We start from the raw sequence: 17,261 nt of genomic DNA, 5'->3' as shown, positions 1-17,261 counted from the left end.
TTGCAAACAGATGAGCGACTCCTTAGAAGATCTAGAGAACTCCTCCCAATCTCACGAAGTGAGTTTGTCTGAGAATAACGATTCTACACCCCCTCAAGAGGGAAGTGAGGTGACCCGTCCCCAGTCTACTGATGTGGTGCGATTGCATTCGTTGCCACAGATGTATCGGACTTGGTTTTTAGACTATGCTTCGTATGTGATCCTAGAGCGTGCTGTACCTCATATTGAGGATGGACTCAAGCCCGTACAGCGTCGTATCTTGTATGCTATGCAGCTTTTCGAGAATGGACATCTTCACAAAGTGGCGAAGATCGTGGGGCAAACTATGGCGTTTCATCCCCATGGAGATGCTTCGATCAACGATGCTCTCGTGCAATTGGGGCAGAAGGGATTTTTGGTAGATACCCAAGGAAACTGGGGGAATACACTCACAGGCGACGAAGCCGCTGCAGGACGATACATTGAGGCCAAGCTATCATCCTTAGCCTTAGAGGTCCTTTTTGATTCTAAACTCACGGAATGGAAGCGCACGTACGACGGTACAGCGGATGAGCCGGTAGCCCTCCCTGTTCGCTTTCCTCTCCTATTGGCTCAAGGTGCCGAGGGTATTGCCGTCGGGCTTTCTTCGAGGATCTATCCTCACAATCCCAAAGAACTGCTCGAAGCTGCCATTGCTTACCTCCGAGGAGAAAGCTTTGAGTTGTACCCGGACTTCCCTACGGGCGGTCTTCTAGACGTGGATAAGTACAACGACGGTCACCGAGGTGGAGCCTTGAAGTGCAGAGCCAAGATTGAGAAAATAGACGATCGTGTCCTCAGCATTACGGAGCTTCCCTTTGGGAAAACAACCACTTCTCTTATCGAGTCCATCCTAAAGGCAAACGAAAAGGGGAAGATAAAGATCAAGCATATTGATGATATGACCGCAGCAACAGCAGATATTCGTATCCAGCTACCTGCAGGCGTATCTACCGACAAAACAATAGATGGGCTTTATGCCTTTACCGATTGCGAGGTGGGGCTTTCGCCCAATGCTTGTGTAATCAAGGAGGGAACTCCGGTATTTTTGGGCGTCTCGGATCTTCTCAAATATAGTGCCGATAGAACGAAAGAACTACTTGTCGCTCAGCTCAATTATCGCCTAGGCGAGGTGCAAGATGCCCTTGTAACGGCTAGCTTAGAGCGTATTTTCATAGAGAATCGTATCTATAAGGACAAGCCTTTTGAAGAAGCGGCTTGTGAAGCTGATGCCCTAGATCATGTGCGTAAGCGCATCGAAGCCATGGAAGATCTTGTCTTTGTGCGTCCTATTACAGAGGCTGATCTTAAGCGTCTTCTCGAGATCAAGATGGCTCGAATACTGCGTTTTAATATCGAAAAACACGAGGAGCGTATTGCTCAATTGATGCGCGATGCGCGAACGATAGAGAAGCATCTAGCTCATAGTACTCAATACACAATCGATTACTACACTCGACTTCTCAAAGAGTTTGGAGCAGGCTGGACGAGAAAAACCACCATAGCTCGCTTTGGTACGATTGAGGCGACCAAGGTAATAGAAGCCACAGAAAAACTTTACTTCGATAGAGAGGGAGGGTTTGCAGGAACAGGCCTCAAGAATGCCGAGTTTGTGGCTGAGTGCTCCCTGCTTGATGAGATGATTGTTATCTTCAGGAATGGTACATATCGAATCACGAAGATAGAGGATAAGAAGTTTATCGGAAGGGGAGAGGTACTCTATATTAATCGCTTCCGTCGCAACGATAACCGCACTATTTATAACATAATTTATCGCCAGGGAAAGAAAGGCCCTTGGTTGATAAAACGATGCAGCATCACCGGGATTAGCCGAGACAAAGACTACAATCTGATTAGTGATGAGGAGGGGTCTCGTATTACTTACTTCTCTGCGAACCCCAACGGAGAGGCAGAAACCGTACGGATTGCCCTCAAACCGCAACCTCGAATGCGTGTTTTGACCTTCGAAAAGAGCTTTAGTGAGGTGCCCATCCGTGGGCGAGGCGCAAAAGGAAATCTGGTGACTCGTGCAGAAGTGCAGCGCATTACGCTAAAGCAACGAGGGGCATCTACTCTTGGGGGGCGCAAGATTTGGTTCGACCGAGACGTAATGCGGATAAATTACAATGGGCAGGGCGAGTTTATCGGTGAGTTCGAAGCTGAAGACAGACTCCTTGTTTTTGCCAAAGATGGAAGTGTCTACACCACCGATTTTGGCGAGTCGAACCACTTCCCCGAAGGCACAACCCGAGTTGAGAAATTCGATGCCAACAAGGTTTGGTCTGTTGTGTATTTTGATAAAGAGCAGGACTATTACTATCTCAAACGCTGCCAGATAGAAGACTCAAAAAAGCCAATTTTACTCCAAGGGGAGGGCAATGATCTCGTTGCTTATAGTGATGTGCCCTATGCTCGGTTCGCCTTGATTTTTGGAGGGCGAGACGAGGATCGACCCAGTGAAGAGGTTGAGGCTGTAGACTTTATCGGGGTAAAGAGCATCAGGGCTAAGGGCAAGCGTCTGACCACTAGAGAGGTGGCCAAGATAGAAGAGTTGCCTCCTCTACGAGAGCCGGAACCTACTCCGGATACCTCATTAGAGAGCGATGAATACGATTTTTCTATGTCCCAAGAAGAGGAGATGGAGGAAGAGGGCTTGAAACAGACCTCTCTTTTCGACCACGAACTCGAATAATCACTTTGTTTTCTTCCCTAGATGAGACTTGGTTATATCACTGCCGTTTTGCTACTCCTTAGAGTACTATCTCTTCCCCTTTCTGTAGCTCAGGAGCAAGATAGCTCTGCACGGCCCATAAGCACTTATACGGCTATCACTGTCGGATTGGGGGGAATGTACAATACCGATCAGTTTTTGTCCCCTCTTCCCTATGGGGGGAGTGCTTATGAGATTGGGGTACATACAGAGACCCCTTTGGGTACTAAACCTTGTATGATCATGGTAGATGGTACTTTTGATTACTCTGTAACCCTCAATCCGGCGCGCAATGCCAGTATGACCTACTACCGAGCCGAAGTGCACCCTCAGCTGATGTACCTATGGCGTTTGCCTCACGATATAAGATTCTCTTTGGGGCCTGGGCTTCGTTTGGGAGGGGGCGGAAGACTTCACTCTCGCAACGGCAATAATCCCGGATCCATAGACGCAAAAGAGGATCTTACGGTGAGTGCTCTTGTGGCATATCGCTTGCCTAGTGAGCATTGGCCCATTGCCATACGGCTAGGAACTACCTGTGGATTGTTAGGCTTCGCCAATAGTATCGGCTATGGTCAGAGCTACTATGAACAAGAGTTTTTGGCTGGGGGTGTGATCAAATCTTTTTCCTTTACAGCTCCCCATAATACCTTCTATTGTACTTCCCAAATACGTGTTGATATTCCTCTTTGGAATGTGTGTACATTGCAGTTGGGGTATCGTTTGCAGTACGATTATACCCATCTCAAAGGGTTAGAGCGTAGGCATATCCAGCATATAGGCATGCTGGGATTCAGTTTTGAGACCCTATCTTTTGTGGGTCGGAAGGCTGCCCGAGGGGCTTCTCATCGTCCATTCCTTTTTGGTAATTGATGCTAACTTTCATTCCCTTTCTTCGGTATATGAAACGAGTTCTGAGTTTTTTCTTTCTCTCTCTACTAGCTCTTAGCTGTACTACCAAGGGGCATTATACCTCCTCACCCAGAGCCAATTATAGAGCTCTTTGGGAGGTGCTTGATAATGGGTATTGTTACTTCGACGAGAAGCTCCCGCAAGACTCTTCTTGGTATGATATGTATAATAAATATCTGCCTCTCATAGCCAACGATATGGGGCAAGACTCTCTGTTTGATGTGATGGGGATGCTCCTCTCTGAGCTAAAGGATGGGCATGTGAATATCATTGCGCCATTCGATGTTAGTCGCTACTCACGTTGGCGCAGCGATTATCCTCCCCATCTAGATGCCTCTATTCGCAGTCGTTATTTGGGAGAATCCTACCGGATTGCAGGGGGGCTTTACTACACTCCCATATCTTATCTAGACCATGCAAAGGATAGCATTGGCTACATTGTCTACACTAGTTTCTCCAATTCTCTTTCGGAGTCGGGTATATCTTCTGCTTTTGTTCGCCTAGCGCGGTGTAAAGCCCTAATCATAGATATTAGGGGCAATGGGGGAGGATATGTTTCCCATTCCACACTTTTGGCTTCTCACTTTACGGATAAGCGTGTACTGACAGGCTATATGCGCCATAAGACCGGCCCCGGGCACAGAGAGTTTTCTGCCCCTGTCCCTGTCTATCTTGATACCCTAAAGATGGGGATAAAGTGGTTGCGCCCTGTGGTTGTCTTGACCAATAGGGGAGTGTATAGTGCCGCTAATGATTTTACCATGAATATGAAAAATCTACCACTGGTTACCATCATGGGGGATCAAACCGGAGGAGGTGGAGGATTGCCTCGTAGTAGCGAGTTGCCTAATGGGTGGGCGGTGCGTTACTCGGCCTCTATGATGACCGATGTCGATGATCGGCAGGTAGAGCACGGTATTCTCCCTCACTACAAGGTGGCATTAACGCCCGAGGATGTGGCCGATGGGAAGGATACATTGATAGAAGAGGCGATTGCCTACCTCAATCGTACTACAAAGGAATACCGCTTGACGGGAGTATACAAGAAGTGATAATAACTAAGCAATAACAATAGATATGAAGCAAGGATATGTAAAGGTGGCAGCTGCCGTACCTTACGTTAAGGTGGCAGATTGTTACTACAACGTGGAGCGCATCAGCGAGATGGTGCATCAGGCGGATGCTCAAGGGGTGGAGATTGTCACCTTCCCCGAGTTGTCCGTTACGGGGTATACATGTGGGGACCTCTTTTTGCAGCCTTTCCTCCTAGACGAGGCCAATGCAGCCCTTTGCCAATTGGTGCGAGACACGGCCGATACCCGTACGCTTGTAATTGTGGGGATGCCCGTGCGAGTGGAAGAAAAACTCTTCAATAGTGCCGTGGTTTTCCAGCAAGGTCATATCTTGGGTGCTATACCCAAGACCTATCTTCCCAACTATCGGGAGTTTCAGGAGAAGCGTTGGTTCTCCCCTAGTGATGTGCTCCAATATAAGACCGTAAGGATAGGCGAGCATACTGTACCCATAGGTCGTAATATCCTTTTCCGCTCAGGGAGAGTGGGAATTGGTATTGAGATATGTGAGGATATGTGGACGCCTTACACCCCTGGTACTCGTCTCAGTCTCTATGGTGCACACATTATTTTCAACCTATCGGCAAGCAATGAGAATGCCGGTAAGCACAACTATTTGCGCTCCATTATCAGCGGATTGTCTTCCCAAGGGTTGTGTGGTTACGTCTATGTTTCGTGTGGATATGGAGAGAGCTCTACCGACCTCGTTTATACAGGCAAGGCATTCATTTCTGAGATCGGGAAGATTGTAAAGGAGATGAAACGCTTCGAGTATTGCGAGCGAATGATCGTGAGCGATATAGACGTATCTCATGTACAGACGGAGCGTCTTCTCAATAGTAGTTTCAAGTCGGCTGTCTCCCATTTTACACAAGAAGAGCTAACGGAAATTCCTTTCGCCCTCAGGAGCGAAGAGGAGTCCGCTCCTGTAGATCGTCCCATTGAGCGCAATCCTTTTATGCCTACGGGTGTAGACCCCGACGAGCGTTGCGAAGAGATGTTCCAAATACAAGTTTGTGGGTTGGTACAGAGGTTGCGTCACATGAAGGCAGAGCATGCTGTAATTGGGATCTCCGGAGGTCTTGATTCTACGTTGGCTCTACTTGTTACGGTACGAGCTTTTGACATACTCGGATTACCCCATAGTAATATAATTGGGGTTACGATGCCTGGCTTTGGCACTTCGACCCGTACCCGAGAGAATGCGCACAAGATGATGAGGCATTTGGGTGTTACGCTGCAAGAAATTGATATTACGGAGGCATGTATGCAACACTTCGCTGCCATTGGGCATGACCCCGAAGTGCATGATACCACCTACGAAAATGTGCAGGCTCGCGAGCGTACCCAACTGCTAATGGATATCGCGAATCGCTACAATGCCCCTGTGATTGGTACGGGAGACCTCTCCGAGATTGCCCTCGGTTGGTGTACCTACAATGGGGATCATATGTCAATGTACTCGGTCAATGCAACCGTTGCCAAAACCTCTGTTGCGCTCATTATTGATTGGCATGCTCGAGTGCTTTCGCACGGAGATGAGGTATTGAAAAAGACGCTTCTTGATGTGGTAGATACCCCCATTAGCCCCGAGTTGATACCGGGAGTTAATGGAGACGAGCCGCATCAGAAGACGCAGGAGGCAATTGGCCCCTACGAGTTGCACGACTTCTTTATCTACCACTTCCTCTTCAAGAAAAATCAGCCAAGTAAGATATTCTATCTTGCACGTGTAGCGTTTGAGGGCATCTATCCTCCCTCGGTGATTAAGCGTTATATGTTGCTTTTCTTCCGTCGCTTCTTTAGTCAGCAGTACAAACGTAATTGTATGCCGGATGGACCTAAGGTGGGAGCGGTAAGTCTCTCTCCCCGAGGGGAATGGCGTATGCCTAGCGATGCTGTTAGCTCGATGTGGATTAGAGAGATTGAGCAGCTCCCCGAGGATTAATCCTCCACACCCTATCACCCCGAGAGTAACTCGCCTTTTTGAGTTTGCTCTCGTCGAGTGGTGAGTTTACTCCGCAGCCTATTCTCAAAAGGGAAATAGGCTGCGGATTTTCTTTTTCTCGGGTAGTAAATTTTCTTTTTTCAGCCAGTTTCCCCCTCTGTTTCTGGCTAGATTCTTTAGCGTTTTAGGCCTGTTTCCTCCATGGAGCTTGAGGGGGATGGATATACTCCTCCTTTGGAGGTAGGGGATGTATTGAGTAGCTGTGGTGCCATGTTTTGTGGCGCGTAGAGTAGGAGCGAATACGGGATTTTTCACCTGTAATCATTTGCCAGAATAGTAATATTTCGCTATCTTTGTAGGGATATTGATAGGTGTGCCTATTCCTAAGAAATAGGGTATAGGGTACCTTTTTTTGAAGAAGAAAGCAAGAGAGCACTATGAGCGACGAAAATAATAAGTCAACGGAGCAGCAAGAGTATTCTGCCGGTAGTATTCAAGTTCTTGAGGGGTTGGAGGCCGTGCGCAAACGCCCTGCTATGTACATTGGCGACATCAGTGAAAAAGGGTTGCATCACCTTGTTTATGAGGTGGTAGACAACTCCATTGACGAAGCTCTTGCAGGGTATTGTACGGATGTTAAGGTGACGATCCTTGAAGATAATTCGATCTCTGTAGAGGATAACGGTCGTGGTATCCCTGTGGATATCCACCCCAAAGAGGGGCGTAGTGCCCTAGAGGTGGTAATGACCGTATTGCATGCCGGGGGTAAGTTTGACAAAGGTTCCTACAAGGTATCGGGCGGTCTCCATGGTGTAGGGGTCTCTTGCGTAAATGCCCTATCTACGCATCTTAGAGCCGATGTTTACCGAGATGGTAAGCATTTTGTACAAGAGTTTTCTAAGGGTAAGCCGCTCTATTCTGTAAGAGAAGAGGGAAAAAGCGATCGCACAGGTACTACGGTTACTTTTACTCCGGATGATACCATTTTCACGGTTTCTACCTATCAGTTTAAGATCTTAGCACACCGCTTGCGAGAGTTGGCCTTCTTGAATGCCGGTCTTCGCCTTTCCCTTACTGATTTGCGAGAGCGTGATGAGGAAGGAAATCCCTTGACTGAGGTTTTCTATTCCGAGGATGGTCTCAAGGAGTTTGTGCGTTTCATCGATCAGAGTAAGGTCAATTTGCTGGACGATGTTATTCATATCAAGAATGACAAGGGAGAGGTCCCCATCGAGGTGGCAATGACCTATAATCAAGACTATCAGGAGAATGTATACTCCTATGTCAACGATATTAATACCATAGAGGGGGGGACGCATCTAACCGGTTTCCGCCGCGCCCTTACTCGTACTCTCAAGCAATACGCTACAGATTCTAAGATGCTTGAGAAGGTGAAAGTAAATGTGGAGGGCGACGACTTCCGCGAGGGGCTCACTGCTGTAATTAGTATTAAGGTGGCAGAGCCTCAGTTTGAAGGACAAACAAAAACTAAGTTGGGCAATAGCGAGGTAATAGGCATTGTAGAGAGTGCTGTAAGCGAAGCCCTTGCTATCTACCTAGAGGAGCACCCACAGCAGGCTAAGGCAATTGTTGATAAGGTAGTGCTCGCAGCTCAGGCTCGTCATGCCGCAGCGAATGCTCGTAAATTGGTGCTTCGCAAAAGTCCGTTAGCCGCAGGAGGTCTGCCTGGTAAGCTCTCTGACTGTACAAGCAAAGACCCTGCCAAGTGTGAGATATTCCTAGTGGAAGGGGACTCGGCAGGTGGAACGGCAAAGCAAGGGCGTGACCGCATGTACCAAGCTATCCTGCCATTGCGAGGGAAGATCCTCAATGTGGAGAAAGCCATGCAGCATAAAGTACTCGATAGCCAAGAGATTCGCAATATATATACTGCTCTCGGGGTTACTATTGGTACAGAAGAGGATAGCAAGGCTCTCAACCTATCGAAACTTCGTTACCACAAGATCATTATTATGACCGACGCCGATGTGGACGGCAGTCATATCGCTACTTTGATCCTAACCTTCTTCTTCCGCAATATGCGCTCCCTTATAGATAATGGATATGTCTATTTGGCTACTCCTCCTCTTTACCTCTGTCGTAAGGGTAAGGAGCAGGCTTATTGCTGGACGGAGCAGCAGCGTAGGGCTTTTATTGATAAGTATGCCGATGGCAACGAGAGTCGCGTGCATGTACAGCGTTACAAAGGTCTTGGGGAAATGATGGAAGAGCAACTTTGGGAGACAACCATGAATCCCGAAAATCGCATTCTAAAGCAGATCACCATAGAGAGTGCGGCGAGTGCAGACCGCACGTTCTCGATGCTCATGGGAGAGGATGTACCTCCTCGTCGAGAGTTTATCGAAGATAACGCTACCTATGCTCGCATCGACGCTTAGTTCATCTTCTTGGACTGACCTATCTCCTATGCTTCGCTCCTTGTACGAGACGGCTGATAGCAGTCCGTCTCCCAAGGGGCGAATGCCTTTGATTGGGCTAACTTGTCACCATACGGAGGCAGGTAACTCTGTAAATGAAGCTTATTCTGAGGCTATATTGCAGGCCGGAGGGCTCCCCGTATTGCTGCCAACAGAGCATACAACAGAGCATGTGGGAGAGTTACTTGACTCTCTAGATGGCTTATTACTTACGGGGGGAGGGGATATTCACTCTCCCTTTATGGGAAAGGAACTCACGCGTGAGGTCGGATCAATAGATCTCTGGCGCGATCGTTTCGAGTTAGTATTGATATTAGAGGCTTCACGTCGTAATATCCCTATTCTTGGGATTTGTCGTGGCTTACAAATATATAATGTAGCAATGGGAGGAACCCTAATCCAAGATATTGCTACAGAATACCCCCAACCATCTATTGGGCATGATCCAAAGATGGATAAGGAGGTGGGATGTCATGCTATTCGCCTTGCAGAAGGGGATAATCCACTTGCTCAGGTTTTGGACGTTGCACCCGGAGACGAGCTGATGGTGAATAGTTTGCACCATCAAGCTTTGGGCGAATTGGTCACAGGCTTGCGAGCTTTGGCTCACTCCTCGGATGGGATAGTAGAGGCTGCTACAGCCCTCCCTCACAAAAATTTCTTGGGGGTGCAGTGGCATCCTGAGCATCTTGTGCGTCAGCCCGAAGGGCTGTGTATGCGTGGACTATTCACTTACTTAGTGCAAGAAGCTCGCCTTTATGCTCAAGCCAAAGCACTCCATCAATCGACTATTGTGCTTGATTCGCACACCGATACTCCCATGTTTTTTACCCCAGATACAGATCTATCGCATTGGGGAGATACCCTGGTTGATTTGCAAAAAATGAGGGTGGGTAAGGTCGCTTCTACGGTTATGGCTGCCTATTTGCCTCAGGGAGAATGTACCGAGGAGGGGCATACGAGAGCGCAACAGTATGCGCTCCAGAAGCTCGCAGAGATACATAAGTATGGTTCGGCTCATCCCTCTTTAGGTAGAGTGGTTACCTCTCTAGAGGAGATTAAAACTTGCTATAAACAAGGCCTTTGCAGCATACTGCCTGCGATAGAGAATGGGTATGCGATAGGTAGAGATCTCTCCATCCTTCAGCGATTTAGAGATTTAGGAGTTTTCTATATTACTCTGTGCCATAATGGAGATAACGAGGTTTGCGACTCCGCACGGCATAGCGATCACCGCCATCATGGGCTAAGTGCCTTTGGTCGAGAGGTGGTGCTGGAGATGAATCGTCTTGGTATTTTGGTGGATATTTCCCATGCAGCTCCCGAGACTGTGACGGATGTTTTGGCATTATCTTCACAGCCGATTATTGCAAGTCATTCTTCGTGCTACGCCCTTTGTCCCCATCCTCGCAACCTTAGCGATGAGCATATCAGGGCGATTGCCTCGGCCGGCGGTGTGGTACAGGTTTGCCTCTATGCAGGTTTTATTGCAGAAAAGGAAGAGGAGGCAACGGTACAGAGAGCTGTCGATCACATTGAGCATATTATAGAGATTGCAGGAGTACAAGCCGTAGGTATAGGTTCCGATTTTGATGGAGACGGCAGACTTATAGGGTGCCAAGGAAGTCAAGATCTGATCAATTTGACCCTTGAATTATTGCGCCGTGGGCATACAGAAGAAGAGTTACGTGCCATTTTGGGAGGCAACTTCCTCAGAGTGTTGACGTCCGTAGGGCGTTAAACATATTGGCATGGTATTTGTTTTACTGAGTGAGTATGCTAGGTGCAACGAATAAAAACGAGAGATAACGAAAGATGGCAAAAGGAAATAATAAGCGCAAAATGGGGTTTAATCCCTTGTGGATATATCTCTTGGTAGCAATTTCGCTACTTGGGATTTTCTTTATGCGCTCATCCGATAGCAGCAAAGAGCTGAGTTGGAATGAGTTCCAACGAGTAGCTAAAGAAGAGGTTTTCGAGAGTATTACGGTACATCGAGAAGGGAATAAAGTAGAGGCTGTTGTGAAGAAAGACAAGCTGTCTCTAGTCTATACGAAGCAAGAACTCGCTGCTTTGCGGAAGTCCTATCTTCCCGGGTTCCAGCAAAACGATCGGTATATTGTATCAACCCAAATACCTTCTGTTGATAATTTTGCAGACTTCTACGAGAAGGCAGGGCTTAAGGCAGAGGTGAAATATGCAAGCCGAGGATTCAGTTTAACTTCCTTCCTGCTCAATTGGTTCCCGATGATTATCCTCATCGTCTTTTGGATCGTGATTATGCGAAGGATGAATGCCGGTGGCAAAGGTGGCGCCGGTGGAGGTGGTATTTTCAACGTGGGTAAAGCAAAAGCGCAACTCTACGATAAGACAAATATCGACGTAACCTTCAAAGATGTAGCAGGTCTGCACGAGGCAAAGCAAGAGATCGAAGAGATTGTGCATTTCCTTAAAGACCCGAGTAAATACACCGCTTTGGGTGGTAAGATCCCTAAGGGAGCCCTTTTGGTTGGTCCCCCGGGAACCGGGAAAACTTTGCTCGCTAAAGCAGTGGCCGGAGAGGCTCATGTTCCTTTCTTCTCTATGTCGGGTTCCGACTTTGTGGAGATGTTTGTGGGGGTGGGTGCTAGCCGTGTACGCGATCTATTTGCTCAAGCAAAGAGCAAGGCTCCTTGTATTGTCTTTATCGACGAAATTGATGCCGTGGGGAGAGCTCGTGGGCGCAATACCAATATGGGAGGTAATGATGAGCGGGAGAGCACGCTCAACCAATTACTTACCGAGATGGACGGGTTTGGTTCGAATAGCGGAGTGATTGTCTTGGCAGCTACCAACCGAGTAGATGTACTCGATAGCGCCTTGCTCCGTGCAGGACGCTTCGATAGACAAATCTCTGTAGACCTCCCCGATATAAACGACCGTAAGGAGATCTTCGCCGTCCACATGCGCAGTTTGCGATTAGACAGAGATTGTGATATAGAGCAATTGGCTCGCCAAACTCCGGGCTTCTCGGGTGCCGATATTGCCAATGTGTGCAACGAAGCCGCCCTTATTGCAGCGAGACACGAAAAGAGTGTTATCACAAAAGAAGACTTCATGAGTGCTGTCGATCGTATTATCGGTGGCTTAGAGAAAAAGAATCGCATTGTAACGGAAGAGGAGCGCTTGAGTATTGCCATCCATGAGGCTGGTCATGCTACTATCAGTTGGCACCTCCAGTACGGCAATCCTTTGGTCAAGGTTACCATTGTTCCCCGAGGGAAAGCCCTTGGTGCAGCTTGGTATATGCCGGAGGAGAGACAGATTACACATACTCAAGTACTGCTGGATGAGATTTGTAGCCTCTTGGGCGGACGTGCTGCCGAGGAACTCTTTTTGGGACGCATCTCTACGGGCGCTGCCAATGACTTGGAGCGTGTAACACGTATCGCCTACGCCATGGTTGTTTACTATGGTATGAGTGAGAAGCTACCGAATATAAACTATCATGAGCAAGGAGGAGATTACTCATTCCAGAAGCCATATAGTGACAATACGGCAGAAGTGATTGACCAAGAAGTCTCTCGCATTATTGCAGAGCAATACGAGAGAGCTAAGCAGTTGCTTCGAGAAAAAACAGAGGGGCATCATCGTCTCTATCAGCAACTGCTAGAGCGCGAGGTGATCTACACTGAGGATGTAGAAGCAATCTTTGGCAAACGCCTTTGGGCTTCCCGTTCGGACGAATTGTTGCTCGCTGCAAAATCCTCCGAGTCTCCGTCTGAGGTCCCTGAGGGGGAGAAGGCAACCGAAGGTGGAGGTGAACATCCCTCCGAAGGAGAAGCAACAGACGCTGTTCCGCCTCCATTTCATCCCTAATTAGCATCTCTAAAAAGTCGATAGTGAGTTGCCTTCAGCCCTGTTGGAGCTTACTATCGGCTTTGATTATGAATAAGTAAATATATTGTACCGATCAATAGTTCTCTACATATGGCTCTTGATAAGAAAAATCTCCTCATCCGATCCCTTTCCGGATTGGTCTATGTCGCTCTCATCGTCTCTTCCCTTTTGTGGGAGAATCCCCTGTTGCGTATTTTGCTCTTTTCCTTCTTTACAGGGGCAATGATTGTGGAGTACAATTTGCTGACTAAGGTCAATCGTCTCCATCCCTTCCGCACGACTTTGGATGTGATTGCCTCGGTATGTGCCGTACTTTCCCCCTATTGTTTTTTTAATCCTGACCTCTATCTTGTTGGGGTTGCTCTTATCTTCTTCTATCTTTTCTACATCTTCTACATACTGGCTCGCACCATCTTCTCAGATTTGGAGAAAGGGGCGGTTCGTTCGATAGGGAATGTGTTAGTAGGGCAGCTGTATATAACGTTGCCTATGGTACTGACCTCCTTATTTAGTAACCTCATGGGAGGTACCGTGATTCTATTCCTTTTCGTTATCCTATGGGTGAATGATACAGGGGCATATCTAGTCGGTTCTCTCTTCGGGAAGCACAAATTGTACCCAGCAGTTTCGCCTAAAAAGAGCGTTGAGGGGCTCGTCGGAGGTTTGGTGCTCTCTATTCTCGTAGGGGCTTTATTCGGGTATTTTTCTACGGGAATCGCCGATTGTTGTTTTACTAGTTTCGGCTTCTCGCCTTTGAGTCGTACGGATATAATAGTAGGTGGAGGTGATCGCTTGATGGAAGCATTGTCAAAGGCCATATTTGCATTGCTTATTGTTGTGTTGGGTACCTTGGGAGATCTTTTTGAGTCCGTACTCAAACGTCAGGCCAAAGTAAAGGATTCCGGTAACATCATTCCCGGGCATGGAGGAGTGCTAGATCGCCTGGATAGTTATCTCTTTGCTAGCTATATTCTCCTTTTCTTCTCTCTCTCGTCTCTGTTTGTACTATTCTAAATGGTCTCTTATCGCTCTGTAATCCGACGATATGTAGCTCCCTATAAGGGGTATTTGGGGGGGAGTATCTCTGCGAATGTACTAGCAACGTTACTCAACCTTCTTACTTTTTCGCTCATCATGCCCATTCTTCGTATCCTGTTTGGGATGGAGGAGGGTGAGCACACGTATCAGCCCTTGAGCGAGATTTCTTTTGAGGGCTTCTCTACCATCTCTGCATGGGGTAATGCCCTGATGAATAACTTCAGTTACTATGTAGAGCAGCTGATTCACCAGCACGGAGCAAGTACTACACTGCTTATTTTGTGCCTCTATCTGGTGGGGATGACCCTTGCTAAGGTAGGGGTTAATTATTTGGGACTTTGGTTGTTGGTTCCTGTGCGTACGGGGGTCGTACGTGACTTGCGTAATCTTCTTAACGACAAGATAACCGCTTTCCCCATGGCTTTTATGAGCGACGAGCATAAGGGGGATATCCTTGCCCGTATATCGGGGGATGTAACGGATGTTGAGTCTACGATTGTGGACTCTCTAGAAATGATCATCAAGAATCCGATACTTCTCTTGATCTACATATTGGCTCTATTCTTACTCAGCTGGCAACTTACGTTGTTTGTCATAGTTGTACTGCCTCCTGCAGGGTATATTATGGGGCTTATTGGTAAGAAACTCAAGCGTCAGAGCCTGGAGAGTCAGAATTGCTGGGGGGCCCTTATGTCTCAAGTAGAGGAGACGCTCGGGGGGCTTCGCATTGTCAAGGCTTTTGGTGCAGAGGAGAAGATTCGCACCCGTTTTAGGACTTCTAATGAGGAATATAGGAGGCTTGTCTCGAGTGTCTACCGCCGTCAGCAATTGGCACATCCCGTGAGTGAATTCTTGGGAACCGCCACTATTGCCATCATTTTGTGGTATGGGGGAAGTCTCATTTTGGGCGGAAGCAGTATTATCTCCGCTCCTGTTTTCATATACTATCTTATTGTCTTTTACAATATCATCAACCCGGCTAAAGATTTTAGCAAGGCTGTTTATTCCGTACAGAAGGGGCTTGCCTCCATGGAGCGTATTGAGCGTATCTTGGAGGTGGATAACCCAATAAAAGACCCCAAAGAGCCTAAGGAACTCCACTTTGAGAGGGAGATTTGCTTTGAGAATGTCTCTTTTGGTTACGATGCCCGTACGCGAGTGCTCTCCAATCTCAATCTGACCATTAAAAAAGGGCAGACGGTAGCTTTGGTGGGAAGCTCGGGATCGGGGAAAAGTACGTTGGTCGATTTGATTCCTCGCTTTTGGGATGTCACGGAGGGGAGTATCTCCATAGATGGTACCGATATTCGAGAGGTGGCAGTACGTGATTTGCGTGCACTTATCGGCAACGTTAATCAGGAGCCTATTCTCTTCAACGACACCATTTACAACAACATAGCGTTTGCCCCTCTCAGCGTGACGCAGGAGGAGGTGGAGCATGCAGCCACTATTGCCAATGCGCACGGCTTTATCTCTCGTCTCCCGGAGGGCTATCAAACCAATATTGGAGACCGAGGAAACAAACTCAGTGGGGGAGAACGCCAGCGTCTCAGCATTGCTCGCGCCATACTCAAAAATCCTCCGATTCTTATTTTAGACGAGGCAACATCCGCTCTAGACAACGAAAGCGAGCGGCTTGTGCAGGATGCCATTGAACACCTTTTGCGCGACCGCACCACAATTGTAATCGCGCATAGACTCTCTACTATTGTGGATGCTGATGTTATCTGCGTGCTAGACCACGGTACTATTGTGGAGCAAGGCTCCCATGCCGACTTGCTGGCGCTCAATGGATCCTACGCCAAACTGTACAGACTACAGGTGGCGCGTGAGGAGCTAATTCCCTAGCTTATTCTTTCTTTTTCAGACGATGATGGAACAACTCAGGCACCTCCCCATAGCTAAGAGTAATGCCAATCGTTTGCTGGTCATGGCCTATCTCGCAGGGGAATTCCCTCGCGTTCGAGAGGCTCTCCTCTTGCAAAGGGATTGGGAAGACTGTCCGGACGATGTGCGTATTATGTGTCGCGTGCTCCAAGAGATGGGGGCGACGTCGGGGGCAGAGGCTTCATCAGATACTCCCTTTACCCTTCTTGATGTGGGAGCTGCCGGTACGGTACTTCGCTTTGTGACGGCTTTGGCTGCTGTCGTGACCGAGAGGCCTTTGCAGATAACAGGAACAACACGCCTAAAGAACCGTCCTCTACGCCCTTTGCTGGACGAGCTCAAGGCTTTGGGCGCGGATATTCGAGGGGAGTGGAAAGAAGATAAAGCTCACGCTCCCCTTACCATATATCCTCCGTCTCGCCCCTTGAGAGGAGGAGCTCTTTCTAGCACCTTCGATAGGCAGAGTAGTCAGTTTATCAGTGCTTTGTTGATGATTGCCCCCTACTTTTCCGCTCCTTTTACTATCCCTGTGCTCCCGAGGCGAGGCAATAGTTACCCTTATATAGACCTGACTCTCGCCATGATGAGAGAAGCCGGGGCGGATTGGAGCTACACAGAAACAGGGGTTGTGGTAAACCCCGGAGGCTATAGGGGAGATAAGTTGCTCGAGATGGCTCAGGCTCCGGAGATGGATTGGAGTGCCGCGTCCTACGCTTTCGGCTGGAGTGCCGTGGTGCGTCGTCCTGTTTTCTTACCTTCTCTTCGGGCGTCCGATAGACAGGGGGACAAGGCTATCGTTGGCTTTATGCGCCCTTTGGGAGTTGAGGCTCGGTTCCTAGAGGGAGGAGGCGTAGAGCTTATCCCTACCGATGTGCCCCATTTGGCGTGTTACACTCCGGAGGGGCTTAACGAGGTGCCGGATCTTGTCCCCACGCTGGTGGTGACGGCTCTCATGCGCCGGCAGCCTTTTCTGATGAAAGGGGTAGCCTCTTTGCGTCTTAAGGAGAGCGATCGTCTTCGTCAGCTTGTGGAGACAGCGGCCCTCTTCGGATTTCGTTTACATGAGAGCGACGACGCGTTGGCATGGGATGGTACATTCTCTCCTGTGGAGGCGCAACGTACTATCCTCGTGGATACGGCGGAGGATCATCGGATGGCTATGGCGTGGTCCATTGCAAGCCTCCTTTACCCCCAAGTGCAGTACACGGATGCTTCGGTCGTATCGAAGAGCTACCCGGGCTTCTGGCAAGAGCCCATCTTCGCAGCCCTTCCGCATTGACTTCGGACTTACCTCCTGGAGAGATAAAGAATGCCCCCGATAGAAAACATGAACTATCGAGGGCTTTTTACTTTCGGAG

At 48.4% G+C, this 17,261-nt stretch carries 10 protein-coding genes; all 10 read left to right on the top strand.

The window, feature by feature from the left end:
• The first annotated feature begins 10 nt into the window (after positions 1 to 10).
• A complete protein-coding gene (locus ACTTHR_RS03245; protein ID WP_442605168.1) occupies positions 11 to 2,710 on the top strand; it encodes a DNA gyrase/topoisomerase IV subunit A in 2,700 nt (899 codons plus the stop codon).
• Between the two features lie 21 nt (positions 2,711 to 2,731).
• Complete coding sequence (locus tag ACTTHR_RS03240; protein ID WP_442605167.1) at positions 2,732 to 3,601, top strand: hypothetical protein; 870 nt, start codon at positions 2,732 to 2,734, stop codon at positions 3,599 to 3,601.
• A gap of 29 nt (positions 3,602 to 3,630) precedes the next feature.
• Positions 3,631 to 4,692, top strand: a complete 1,062-nt coding sequence (locus ACTTHR_RS03235; protein ID WP_442605166.1) for a S41 family peptidase — start codon at positions 3,631 to 3,633, stop codon at positions 4,690 to 4,692.
• A gap of 25 nt (positions 4,693 to 4,717) precedes the next feature.
• Positions 4,718 to 6,661, top strand: coding sequence for an NAD(+) synthase (locus tag ACTTHR_RS03230; protein ID WP_004333414.1), 1,944 nt, complete (start codon positions 4,718 to 4,720; stop codon positions 6,659 to 6,661).
• Between the two features lie 437 nt (positions 6,662 to 7,098).
• Positions 7,099 to 9,060: a DNA topoisomerase (ATP-hydrolyzing) subunit B gene (gene gyrB / locus ACTTHR_RS03225; protein ID WP_281677161.1), complete on the top strand. Its 1,962-nt coding sequence runs from the start codon at positions 7,099 to 7,101 to the stop codon at positions 9,058 to 9,060.
• Positions 9,041 to 10,840 carry a membrane dipeptidase gene (locus ACTTHR_RS03220; RefSeq protein ID WP_442605165.1) on the top strand — a complete coding sequence of 600 codons (1,800 nt, stop codon included), beginning with the start codon at positions 9,041 to 9,043 and terminating at the stop codon, positions 10,838 to 10,840. The genes gyrB and ACTTHR_RS03220 overlap by 20 nt, the downstream gene beginning before the upstream one ends.
• A 74-nt stretch (positions 10,841 to 10,914) precedes the next feature.
• Positions 10,915 to 12,957, top strand: coding sequence for an ATP-dependent zinc metalloprotease FtsH (ftsH, locus tag ACTTHR_RS03215; RefSeq protein ID WP_442605164.1), 2,043 nt, complete (start codon positions 10,915 to 10,917; stop codon positions 12,955 to 12,957).
• A 111-nt stretch (positions 12,958 to 13,068) separates the two neighbouring features.
• Positions 13,069 to 13,992: a phosphatidate cytidylyltransferase gene (locus ACTTHR_RS03210; RefSeq protein WP_442605163.1), complete on the top strand. Its 924-nt coding sequence runs from the start codon at positions 13,069 to 13,071 to the stop codon at positions 13,990 to 13,992.
• On the top strand, positions 13,993 to 15,864 hold the full coding sequence (locus ACTTHR_RS03205; protein WP_442605162.1) for an ABC transporter ATP-binding protein: 1,872 nt from the start codon (positions 13,993 to 13,995) through the stop codon (positions 15,862 to 15,864). It abuts the gene before it with no gap.
• A gap of 22 nt (positions 15,865 to 15,886) precedes the next feature.
• Positions 15,887 to 17,182: a 3-phosphoshikimate 1-carboxyvinyltransferase gene (locus ACTTHR_RS03200; protein WP_442605161.1), complete on the top strand. Its 1,296-nt coding sequence runs from the start codon at positions 15,887 to 15,889 to the stop codon at positions 17,180 to 17,182.
• Positions 17,183 to 17,261: the final 79 nt, after the last annotated feature.

The organism is Porphyromonas endodontalis (genome assembly GCF_052173515.1).
Classification (GTDB): Bacteria; Bacteroidota; Bacteroidia; order Bacteroidales; family Porphyromonadaceae; genus Porphyromonas; species Porphyromonas endodontalis_A.
Note: the sequence above shows the minus strand (reverse complement) of the source record. Positions and strands in the feature narration are given on the sequence as shown.